Origin of the sequence: Flavobacterium sufflavum, assembly GCF_004016525.1 — a bacterium.
GTDB lineage: Bacteria > Bacteroidota > Bacteroidia > Flavobacteriales > Flavobacteriaceae > Flavobacterium > Flavobacterium sufflavum.
This window is the reverse complement of the sequence record NZ_SACJ01000004.1, coordinates 263190-275751: the sequence shown is the minus strand read 5'-3', so window position 1 is coordinate 275751 and position 12562 is coordinate 263190. Positions and strand designations below refer to the sequence as shown.

Sequence of the window (12562 nt, the reverse complement as noted above, 5' to 3'; positions counted from 1 at the left end):
TCTCAATTAATCAAAGAAGAATCGATTACATTGGTTTAGAAACAAAAAGTTGTATTTAAAAACAAAAATCTATAATTAACTAAAAAACAATTTTCTTATGAGCTCAAGTCTCGAATTTGCAGATTATGCAGTATTCATTATCTACTTTTTAATCGTATCTATCTACGGATATATTATTTATCGCAAGCGCGAAAAAAACGAACACGACGCCAAAGCGTATTTCTTGGCAGAAGGAACATTAACATGGTGGGCTATTGGAGCTTCGTTAATTGCTTCTAACATTTCAGCTGAGCAGTTTATTGGAATGAGTGGAGAAGGATTCTTTTTAGGAATTGCTGTTGCCGCTTACGAGTGGGTTGCTGCTATTGCCTTAATCATTATTGCGATTTGGTTTATTCCTGTTTATTTGAAAAACAAGATTTACACCATGCCTCAATTCTTAAAAACCAGATATAACGAAACTACGGCTTTGATTATGGCTGTTTTTTGGTTGTTTTTGTATGTTTTTGTAAACTTAACTTCTATTTTATATTTAGGAGCTGTTGCTATTAACGGATTAGCAGGAGGTGATTTTCTTCATGTTATCATGTTAGGATTGGCAGTTTTTGCTTTGATTATCTCATTAGGAGGTATGAAAGTTGTTGCTTATACTGATGTTATTCAGGTTGCGGTATTAATCATTGGAGGTTTAGTAACTTCTTATATTGCTTTAACAACAGTAGGGCAGTACTTTGGAGTGGGGCAGGATGCTATTGCAGGATTCAAGGTATTGATGAGAGAAGCACCGGAGCATTTCAAAATGATTATTCCTAGACCAACAGCTACTTCTACTCAGTTAGAAATTGATAAATACCTTACTTTCCCGGGGATATTGTCTTATTTAGCTGGTATTTGGATTATTAACCTGAACTATTGGGGATGTAACCAATATATCACACAAAGAGCTTTGGGTGCCGATTTACAAACAGCACGTACAGGTATTTTGTTTGCAGGTTTGTTGAAATTATTAATGCCTGTAATTGTTATGTTGCCTGGTATTGCTGCTTACGTTTTATACCAAGGAGGACATTTACCACAATTAGTTGGAGGAAAAGACGGAGCTTATTCAGCGATGTTGACTTTCTTGCCAACAGGATTAAAAGGATTGTCAGTTGCTGCTTTGACTGCAGCTATCGTAGCTTCGTTAGCAGGTAAGGTAAACAGTATTTCAACTATCTATACTTTAGACGTTCATAAAAAATACATTCAAAAAGGTGCTTCAGACAGAGCCCAGGTGAATATTGGTAGATATGCCGTTTTTGCTTCAATGGTTCTTGCGGTATTGTTTACCTGGAATGACTTACTTGGAATTGGAGGAGTAGGAGGTTTTACTTACATCCAAAAGTATACAGGATTTATTAGCCCAGGGGTATTTGCTATGTTCTTCCTAGGGATGTTCTGGAAAAGAACTACAGGAACAGCTGCTATTGTGGGTGTAATTACAGGTTTCTTATTATCGGTTTTATTCAACGAATACGCACCGGCAATGTTTGGAAACGAAACTTTATTGTACACAGCTTGGCCAAATGGTAAAGGTGGTTTTGAAATTCCATTCCATATCTGTATGGGATTATCATTCGCATTTACAATGTTGCTTATGATTGGAATCAGTTTTGCAGGACCAAAAGTTAATCCTAAAGCGTTTGAATTAGATACTGAAATGTTTAAGGTAAAACCACAAACTACAGTGTTAATCATCATTACTTTATTAATTATCGCTGCTTTATACGTGAAGTTCTGGTAATATATTTAAAAAATATACTTATAAAAAAGTGCGAATTAATTCTATTATTTCGCACTTTTTTTATGCTTGAAAAAAACGAAGAATTTATGAGATTAACTAATATTGTTATATCTTGTGCTGTTCAATAAAAATCAATCAACTTAATGTTTAAATAGTTAGTTTTGAAATATTTATATCTGTTTTTAACGCTGTTTTTCTCTTCTTTTATTAGCTTTTCTCAGGATTATTCGGTGAAGTTTCTGGATATTTCTGATGGATTGTCAAATAATTCGATTACTACGATTTATCAGGATAAGGATGGGTATATGTGGTTTGGAACTTATGATGGTTTAAACCGATACGATGGCTATTCATTTAAGGTTTTTCGAAACGAAATCAATAACGAAAATTCATTATCAAATAATACGGTTTATTCTTTAGAAGGAGATTCGAAAAGACAAATTTGGATAGGAGGAAACAAAGGAGCAAGTGTTTATGATAAGTCAAAAGCTTTGTTTCATACTGTTCAATATAAAGAAAAAGAGAATAGTGCTGCTGTAGTTTTGAAAAATGTTGTACATCAGATAAAAGCAGTTTCAAATGAATTGGTTTTATTAGCTACGCAAAATTCAGGATTGGTTGTATTTGAAGATGGTTCATTTACAGGGAAAACAGTTCCGATAACTAAATTGAAGAAAGCATTTAGTTATGATGCAGTAGCTATTCAAAAAGATAAAAAGGGAAGTTCTTGCTGGGTATATGTTAGGAATTTGGGGATTTGTAATTACAATTATTCTTCGAAGAAAATGAAATTGATAGCTCCTTTGCTTATGGAGCTAAAGTGTATGGAAAGTGATAGTGATGGAAATCTCTGGATGGGTACAGATGAAGGGCTTTTTATTTTTAATACTTCCACTTTCTCAATTTCAAAAAATTATTTTTCCACTAAATGTATTGTTTCAAATATTCTTAGAGATAAGAAAAACCAATTTTGGGTTGGTACTGATGGCTGGGGGATTTATAAATTAGATAGAATTAATAAAAAAGTAATTCCATACAGCAAAGGTAATGGGCAACAAATTATAAAAAGTAGCTCAGTTTGGAGTGTTTATGAAGATTATTTTGGAAATATTTGGTTTGGTACACTTCGCGGTGGGATTAGTATGATTAGTTCGACTCCCAAGTATTTTAAAAATATTAAATACAATATTAAAGATAATAATCTGGCTCAAAACTTTATTCTATCCGGTTGTGAGGATGAAAAACAAAATCTATGGATTGGAACTGATGGAGCCGGATTGCGTTATTGGAATAGAAAACAGGATACTTATACTGTTTATGACAATAATCCGAACTCGGCAAACTATATTACGAGTAATTTTATAACTAATGTCATTCGTGACAGCAATAACGAAATATGGTTGTCAACATGGGCTGGAGGAGTAAACAGAATTAATCCTAAGACCAATTTGATAAGTCATTATTCTTGTTATAATCCCTTTGCAAAACAAGTTGAAAAAAATATTTGGCTGGTTTTTGAGGATGCTCAAAAAAACCTTTGGGCAAGTGCCACTAATGAAGGTTGTTTGTACATTTTTGATCGTAGTAAAAATTCGTTTCGACTTTATGACAGAGCAATAAATAATTTGCAATGTTTAACTCAAACCAGTGATGGAAAGCTTTGGGGCGGAAATTATACTTCGATTGTATGGATAGATAAAGCGAATAGGAAACAAGGAAAAATCAATATTGGTTATCCGGTTCGATGCATACATGAAGATAAAAACAAGCAGCTTTGGGTAGCTACCCAAGAAGGAGGTTTATTATTGTTTAATAGAAAAACCAATACTTTTAAAAGGTTTACAACTGCCGATGGTTTGTCTTCCAATACCATTTTGAGGATATTAGAAGATAAAAAAGGTAATTTGTGGATGAGTACTTACAATGGTTTAAGCAGGCTGAATATCAAGACTAAAACCTTCAGGATTTTTTCTAAAAATGACGGCTTACAAAGTAATCAGTTTAGTTTTAATGCGGGTTTGAAATTATCAACGGGTGAGTTTTTATTTGGAGGTATTAATGGTTTCAATTTGTTTTATCCTGAATCAGTAAAAGAGGGGGCTTCTAATACTAAAATTTTGCTGTCTGATTTGAGTGTGAATAATGAGCCAATTGAAACTAAACCTGAATTAATTTCGGAATGGAATGAGGAAAATCAAATTAAAGAAATTCGATTGCCTTATGATCAAACTACTTTGTCTATTGAGTTTGTTGCTTTAGATTATTCGGGTGCCGATAAAATTAATTATGCTTATTTTTTAGAAGGTTGGGACGATCAATGGAGTAATGTTGGTCAAAACAGAAAAGTAAATTATCCCCATCTTTCCGAGGGAACTTATCTTTTTAAAGTAAAAACGTCCAATTTTCAAGATGAATCAGGTAAGGCGGAGAATTTAATTCGAATAGTAGTTTTACCGCCTTGGTATCGAAGCTGGTGGGCGTATCTTTTGTATCTGGTTATTGGAGGAGCCATTATTTACAATTATGTAAGATACAGTAAATACAAAGAGCGGTTAAAGTACAAAGTCAAAATAGCGGAGTTAGAAAGAGAAAAAGAGAAAGAAATTGCCGAAAAGCAATCTTCGATGTTTACTTATATTTCTCATGAATTCCGTACACCACTTTCGTTGATTATAAATCCTTTGAAAAAAGTAATTAAAAAAGAGGATGTTCAAAATGATGCTTCTAAGGGCGATTTACAGATTGCATATAGAAATGCAAGACGACTTTTAAGTCTTGTTGATCAATTGTTACTTTTCCGTAAGGCCGAAAATGATGCTGATGTACTGAGACTGTCAGAAATAAATATGAACGATTTGTGTCAGGAAGTGTATCAATGTTTTGTAAATCAGGCTAAAGACAGAAAGATAGACTATACTATTAAAATTCCTCAGCAAACAGTTTCTATAATTGGAGATTATGAAAAGATTGAAATTTCATTGTTTAATTTGGTTTCAAATGCTTTTAAGTACACCGCTATTGGAGGAAGTATTTCTGTAGAGCTAATCGAAGCTGAAAAAGAAGTGTCAGTTGTTATTTCTGATACCGGAACTGGAATTGCGCAGCAAAATATTGAAGCTATTTTTGAAAAATTCAAGCAATTAGATTCGAAGGTTTCGGTAAGTACCGGTTTTGGTATCGGACTTTATATTGTGAAGTATTTTGTGGATAAGCATAAAGGAGCTGTTTCTTGTGAAAGCGAAATTGGTAAAGGAAGTCGTTTTACGTTGACTTTTTTAAAAGGACAACAGCATTTTGATGATTTGCCAATTAGTCCAAATGTTCCTAAAATGACTGAATTAGTTGAAGAGCTTTTGGCTGATGATATGAATGAAGATGCGACAGTAAAAGTTGATATGATTGATCAGGAACTTAATAAAGAATTACTGACCGAAAAAAAATCAGTTTTGATAATTGATGATAATACTGAAATTCGAAATTATTTAATTCAGTTATTTTCCAAATCACATTTGGTGTACAGTGCTGTAAATGGTGATGAAGGATTAAAATTAACTAAGAAACACCTGCCTGATATTGTGATTTCGGATATTGCAATGGAAGTTATGGATGGTTTGGAGTTGTGTAAAAAAATAAAAGAAAGTGATGAATTGTCACATATACCGGTTGTATTATTAACAGCTACAAATAATCCGGAAACCCATTTGCAAGGGATTACAGATGGAGCGGATGATTATATTACTAAGCCCTTTGATGATGATTTACTTGTAGCAAGGGTTAATACTTTATTGAAAAACAGGGGGAACTTAAGAAAGTATTTCTTGGATAGTATTACCTTAAGAGAAAATGACCAAAAAGTACCGGCAGAATATCAGGATTTTCTAAAAAGATGTATTGATATTATCGAAGCCAATATCGGAAATCGAGATTTTACAATTAAAAATTTCGCTGCCGAAATGGGAATGAGTCATCGCACTTTGTATACCAAAATAAAGATCATTTCAGGAGAGACTTTGAATGCATTTATTAGGTCTATTCGCTTAAGAAGAGCTGCGATGTTATTGCTTACTGAAAATATGAATATTAATCAGGCTAGTGTAGAAGTTGGATTTGAGGATCAAAAATATTTCAGACAACAATTTGTGAAATTATTCGGTATGACTCCTTCCATGTACGTTAAGAAGTATAAAGATTCATTTAACAAAGATTTAAATATAATTAAATAGTTATTTTTTAATCAAAATCGGGTATTAGTATTGTAATCCTAATCGCATTAATAATGTGGTTAGGATTTTTTGTTGATTTAAAGAAATATCGCTTATAATTTTAGTGTAAAATAAATAAAGTAGTATTTTTTTGTTAATTACTATTTTTTGACGAATCTGTCCTTATTGTTTTCCAATTTACCCTGTTTTTTTTTCCATTTCACCCCCTAAGAACATTTGTATTTAGTTATTTCTTTGCTTTTCTGATAGCTTTCTTTTTAGGATTTAAAGTTTCTATTAAGTTAAATTATCATAAAAAAATCAAACTAATACATCCTGATTTATTAACCAAACAAACTCAAATCAAGCTTATGAAAAGTATAGGAACGCAATGAAAATTTGCCTTATTAATTCAAGAACAATGAAAACAAATTACCATTAAAACTAAAAACAAGTTGTTTGAAAAAAAATTACAACAGAAAAACAACTTTAAAAACTAAAGCTATATGAATAAACTCTCGTTTTTATTTTTGCTTACATTTTTCTCTATCCTTTTTACAGGATGTCAGAATGATGAAGCTGATTTTCCTTCTTCGGATAATCCTACGGTTGTCGTTTCAACAAATGAAATATATGGAGCTCCAAACAGAAAGTTTGAGATTAAAGCCACTTTGGCAGATGATTTAGGTTTAAAGAATGTAAGAATTCAAATTCCTGAATTAAATTTAGATAAAGTAATCAATTTTGCTACAGACCCTTTATTAACATCCTACAACTTAAGTTACTTTTTTGAAGTTCCTGCTAATAGAGGAACATCTGAGGCTTTTGTAATCAAATTAACTATTACAGATGTTTCAGGAAATGCTATTGATCAGAATATTAATTTACGTTTAGATGGGGAGTTTTCTGCTCCGGCTATTAGCATGATTACACCTAAAGAAGGAGCGGTAATCTTATTGTCTTCCAGTAATAAATTACCGGTAAATTTTATAGTTAACGACGATTCAGGAATTGATTATGTTCAGGTGAAATGTGCTGCCTTAGGAATTGATGAGATGGTTCAGTTAACAGGAGCACCTCAATCGTATACATTCAATAAAACATATACTTTACCTGTAACTGCAGCTGAATATGTTTTAACCATTACTGCAAAAGATAAATTTGCTATCCCAAATCTGGGAACTTTAAATATTAATTTGGTAGCAACCAATGAGTATCCGGCAATTTATTTATGTGACCAGCCAAAAGGAACTAATCTTACTACTGACGCAGTAGGAGTACCAATGTATTTCCACGAAAAAGTAGGACAGGATTTTGAGTTCAAATATTATGCTGATACAGATAATAAACAAATTTATTTCTTAGGTCAGGAAGCTGATTTCGCTCCGCATTGTTTTGGATTGAATGCTTCTGGAAATTTAGTTGACGATGTTACATCATCAGCGATTGTTTTGCCTACAAAAGGGTATTATAAAATTAAAGTAAATCCAAGTACATTAGTTTATACAGTGACAAAATATACACCAACATCTAAAGTTTGGGCAGATGTGGCAAACGGTTTATGGCATGATAATGAAGCTTTAAGAAGACCTTTTGTAAGTATTGCTGGTGGAGGAATTCAAGGAGCCAACTGGGATACCTGGAATGCCTGGGTTCAAACAAGTTTACATTTAGCTAATAATCCTAATAATCCATACCAATTAGTGGGAGAATATACTTTGACAGGTACTATGGAAGGAACTTTTACAGGTCAGTGGTGGAGCCCATCATGGAGATTAATTAAAAACGGAATTGCCACGATGTCACCAGGGGAAAATGGAAATGCAAAATATCCGGCAGCACCAGGGGTTTATAAAGTAATTCTGGATACCGAGTTAGAAAGAGCCTTTATAACAAAAAAATAGTTTGTTATAGTTTATAACATTAATTAAAAATTATCTACATATGAAATATAAATTTATAGGGTTGTTAATTGCTGTTTTATGTAGCGCGGCAACCTTTGCACAAATAACAGTTAAAGGAACTGTTAAAGACAAAGCAGCTGTGCCTATTCCTGGAGTAAATGTTTTTGTAAAAGGAACACAAACTTCGGTTTCAACTGATTTTGATGGAAAATATGCTATTGTAGTTCCAAGTAAAGAAGCTCAACTTGAATTTTCTTTTATGGGGTTTGTAACCCAAACAATCAAAGTAGATCAAAAAACAGTGGTTGATATAGTTTTATCTGATAACAATCAAACTCTGGATGAAGTAGTGGTGGTAGGTTATGCTACTGTGAAAAAGAAAGATGTTACCAGTTCGATTGCCTCTGTAAAAGGAAAAGAACTTCAAACGATGACCGTAGGTAATGTTACCGAATCATTGCAAGGAAAAGTGGCAGGGGTTCAAATTACCGGAGCAGGTGGGCCTGGAGCTCAACCAAGAGTACTTATCCGTGGAATTTCTACAGTTAACCTTAGTACTGATCCTCTTTATGTGGTAGATGGTATTCCAATGGGAACAAGCATCAATTTTTTGAGTAACAACGAAATTGAGTCTATGGATGTACTTAAAGATGCTTCCGCAAGTGCTATTTATGGTTCTCGTGCCTCTAATGGGGTTATCTTAATTACTACCAAAAAAGGTAAAGCCGGTAAAACAAAGTTTACTGTTGATATGAGTACAGGTTATCAAATTATGAATAAACCTTACGATATGGCCAATGCTGAGAATTATGCAAATATTTTAAACACTGCTTATACTAATTCAGGTTATTCAGAGTATTTGCCAAATGCTGCACAATACAGAGGAAAAACTACTGATTGGTGGGGAGCAGGAATTAATAGAAATTCTTCAGTAACTAATGCTTCTATTGGTGTTTCCGGTGGTTCTGAGAAAAACACTTATGCTATAAGTTTAAATTATTATGATTCAGATTCATTTTATGATATTGGAGGATGGAAAAGAGTCACAGCCAGAATAGCTAACGATTTTAAATTTACCGATAAATTTTCAGCAGGTATAACCTTAAATCCTCGTTATGAAACTTGGGGTTCACCTAGTAACTGGGCCGATTTTGTTAAGATTGATCCAATTACGCCAATTTATAAACCGGCTGACCAATTAAACGGAACAGAAAATGAATACAGTATTTATGCCCGTTCTCCTTCGTATGTATGGAATCCGGTAGCCGCTGTAAAAAGATATGATGATTATACTAATTTGTATAATTTGAATTCGAATGCTTATTTGCAATATGAGCCAATTAAAGGTTTGATTGTTAGAACACAAGGTTCTGTTGAATTTGGAAACAAAATTTGGAATAAATTCAGTCCGGATTTCGTAATTGATGCAGCACACGAAAAAGCGGAGATTAATAGTGTTGAAAGAAAAGCTACTACAAATGTGGATTGGACATGGCAATCTACGGCAACTTATTCTAAAACGTTTGCCGAAAAGCACAATGCAAGTTTCATGGCTGGTGTGACTATGGAGAATTATGATTCATCTGATGTTTGGGGTTATGGAGAAGGTGTACCTAATAACTCTGAATCAATGAGAGAAGTTAGTGCTGCCACTAAAAACCGTAACAGTAGCGGTACAAGTTGGTCTAGTTCTATATTGTCTTATATTTCACGTCTTTCGTATAATTTCGATAGTAAATATTATTTGACAGCTTCGTTTAGACGTGATGGTTCTTCTAAATTTATGGCTAATAATAAATGGGCAAATTTCCCTGCTGCATCAGCTTCCTGGAGAATTTCGAATGAAGATTTCATGGCAAATACCACTTCAACAATTAACAACTTAACTTTTAGAGCAGGTTGGGGTAGAGTAGGTAATCAAAATTTACCGGCTTCAGTTTATCAATCTAATATTGGACAAGGCTATTATGTTATTGATGGAAATGTTGTCGATACGTCTTATCCATCAACTATGGCTAACAAAGATATTCGTTGGGAGATTGTGGAAGATGTCAACTTTGGTCTTGATTTTGGACTTTGGAAAAACAAAATTTCAGGAACTTTAGAATACTATCAAAAAACAACAAAAGACATGTTGTTCGTAAAACAGTTCCCTACTTATAGTGGTTTCCCTTCTTATGCGACTATTTGGACTAACGTTGGTTCGATGCGTTCTAACGGAATCGATTTGCTTTTGTCTTATAAAGACAAGAAAGGTGATTTCTCTTATGGTGCCGATTTGACTTTTACAACTGTGAATGTTAAAATGGTTTCCTTATCTACTGATGGAGAAAAATTATACGGATCAAGTAACCGAACTTTAACTGTTCAGGGTGAAGAGCCGGGCTATTTCTACGGATATGTAGCTGATGGTTTGTTCCAAAATCAAACGGAATTAAATTCTCATACTGATGAGCACGGAACTAAAATGCAACCTTATGCACAAGTAGGTGATGTTCGTTTTAAAGATGTAAACGGTGATGGAAAATTAGATGACAAAGACCGAACTAAAATTGGTTCACCTTGGGCTGATTACAATGTAGGTTTGAACTTGAATTTTGCTTACAAAAATTTTGATTTAGTGGCTAATTTCTATTCTAGTATAGGAAATGATTTGGTAAACCAAAATATTTCTGATTTATACAATGGAGCAAGTTTAACAAACAAAGTAAGCGGATTAGATCAAATGGCCTGGCATGGTGAAGGAACGTCTAACTATATTCCTAGACTTTCTAAAGATGACAACAATGAGAATTTCACTAAATTTTCTTCTTTATATGTAGAAGACGGTTCTTTTGTACGCATGAAAAACCTTCAATTAGGATATTCTCTTTATAACAAATTTGGATTTGATAAATTGAGAATTTCATTATCAGGTCAAAATTTATGGACATGGACAAAATACTCAGGGGTAGATCCTGAAGTAGGTGGAGGTGTTTTAGGTTCTGGTTTCGGAGGATGGAATTACCCTGTTCAACCTACAATTTTGATGGGGCTTAATGTAGCATTTTAATAATAAACGAAAATGAAAAAAATAATAGTATCAATATTAACTTTTGCTGCCGTTGCAGTTTCCTGTAGCGATTTTATAGAAAAAGATGCAAGAGGAACACAAACCTTAGAGAATTATTTTCAAACAGCGCAAGAATGTGAAAATTATGTAAATGAGTTAACACATCGATTGTTGTTGCCTAATGACTGGTGGACTTTGATTGCTCCAAGAGTAACAAACGAAATGGCTACTGATGATGCCTGGATGGGAAATACTGGTCAGGACAGTGGAGCTCACAGACCAGCATCTCAATACATCATTACTCCTGATAATATGGGAGATATGAACAGTATGTATACTGCACATTTTTACACAATTCAATCTTGTAATATTGGTTTAGCTAAAATGGCTTTAGCACCAATTAGCGAGTCTCAAAAAAATCAATATGTGGGTGAATCATTATTTGTTCGCGCTTATTGCTATTATGAGTTAGTAAACAATTACGGTGGAGTTCCATTGTACACTTCGGTTCTTGGGACTAGTGATTTGAAATTAGCACGTAGTACAGTTGCAGAAGTATATGCTCAAATTGAGTCTGACCTTAAAGAATCGGCTACTAAATTAGAGAATGTTGAAGTAGCTAGAAACGGAAGAATTAATAAATGGGCTGCTTATGCTTTACTGGCACGTGTGTCTTTATTCCAGGGAAAATGGGCTGAAGCTAAGTTATATGCTAACAAAGTGATTACCGAAGGACCTTATTCATTAGAACCAAATTTTTTAAATATTTGGGATGTTAATAATCATAATGGAGTTGAGTCTATTTTAGAAGCACAATCTTCAAGTGTTCAGGATAAGAATTTAGGATGTGCATTGCCTACTTTATCTGGTGCAAGAGGGGAAGATAAAAAGAATTTCCCAAGTAACAGTGCTGCCGATGTACTTGATGGTTGGGGATGGTGTATGCCTACAAGTGATTTAGAAAACGCCTATATTTCAGAAGGTGATGTAATTCGTCGTAGAAGTACTATTACAAAATGGGGTGAAGCAGCTTATGGAGACGAAGTTTTGAATCCAACTCATAAATTTAGTTTGAACGATAATAAGTCAGGACGTATTTGCCGTAAGTATTATATTCCAATAGCAACACGTCGTGCCTTAGACAAGAAAGACGGACACTTACCATTGAATGTGCCATTGATTCGTTTGGCTGAAATGTATCTTACAAGAGCTGAAGCAAATTATCATTTAAATAATGCCGAAGGTGCAATGGCTGATATTAACGTGGTAAGAGCACGTGTCGATTTAGATCCGGTAGAAGGAATGGCTGGTCCTAATCTTTTGAGAAAAATTTATAAAGAGCGTCGTTTAGAATTGGCTTTCGAAGGATTGCGTTTGTTTGATATCCGAAGAGAAAAAGATCCTAGCACAGGGAAACCGGTTATCGAATCTTTGATGGGAGCTAACGGAACATTTGTAAAATACAATTTGAGTTCGACTGATCCTTACGAAACAACTAATACAAGAGAATCTCAGGATAAAGGAATCAATTTTGATGCTACTAAGCATTTAGTTTGGCCAATACCTCAGTTGGAAATCGATTTAAGTGGAGGAGTAATTAAACAAAACCCAAATTATTAAT

5 protein-coding genes are annotated in these 12562 nt (G+C 33.7%); all 5 read left to right on the top strand.

The features are described 5' to 3' along the window. Positions 1-97: 97 nt before the first annotated feature. The 5 genes from EOD40_RS09170 (at position 98) to EOD40_RS09150 (ending at position 12561) form a co-directional block, all read left to right on the top strand. Positions 98-1783 (top strand): sodium/sugar symporter, encoded by a 1686-nt coding sequence (locus tag EOD40_RS09170; protein ID WP_128194819.1) that lies wholly within the window; start codon positions 98-100, stop codon positions 1781-1783. A 161-nt stretch (positions 1784-1944) separates the two neighbouring features. Next, the gene (locus EOD40_RS09165) at positions 1945-6006 is read left to right on the top strand and encodes a hybrid sensor histidine kinase/response regulator transcription factor (RefSeq protein ID WP_128194817.1); all 4062 of its coding nucleotides are present in this window, start codon (positions 1945-1947) and stop codon (positions 6004-6006) included. A gap of 485 nt (positions 6007-6491) precedes the next feature. Then, a complete protein-coding gene (locus EOD40_RS09160) occupies positions 6492-7889 on the top strand; it encodes a hypothetical protein (RefSeq protein WP_128194815.1) in 1398 nt (465 codons plus the stop codon). Positions 7890-7929: 40 nt separating this feature from the next. Further along, positions 7930-10941, top strand: coding sequence for a SusC/RagA family TonB-linked outer membrane protein (locus EOD40_RS09155; RefSeq protein ID WP_128194813.1), 3012 nt, complete (start codon positions 7930-7932; stop codon positions 10939-10941). A 12-nt stretch (positions 10942-10953) separates the two neighbouring features. Then, positions 10954-12561, top strand: a complete 1608-nt coding sequence (locus EOD40_RS09150; protein ID WP_128194811.1) for a RagB/SusD family nutrient uptake outer membrane protein — start codon at positions 10954-10956, stop codon at positions 12559-12561. Position 12562 lies beyond the last annotated feature (1 nt).

Bases quoted from the DNA above. Each gene is read 5' to 3' on its own strand.
- EOD40_RS09150 (WP_128194811.1), top strand. From the start codon at position 10,954: ATGAAAAAAATAATAGTATCAATATTAACTTTTGCTGCCGTTGCAGTT.
- EOD40_RS09155 (WP_128194813.1), top strand. From the start codon at position 7,930: ATGAAATATAAATTTATAGGGTTGTTAATTGCTGTTTTATGTAGCGCG.
- EOD40_RS09160 (WP_128194815.1), top strand. From the start codon at position 6,492: ATGAATAAACTCTCGTTTTTATTTTTGCTTACATTTTTCTCTATCCTT.
- EOD40_RS09170 (WP_128194819.1), top strand. From the start codon at position 98: ATGAGCTCAAGTCTCGAATTTGCAGATTATGCAGTATTCATTATCTAC.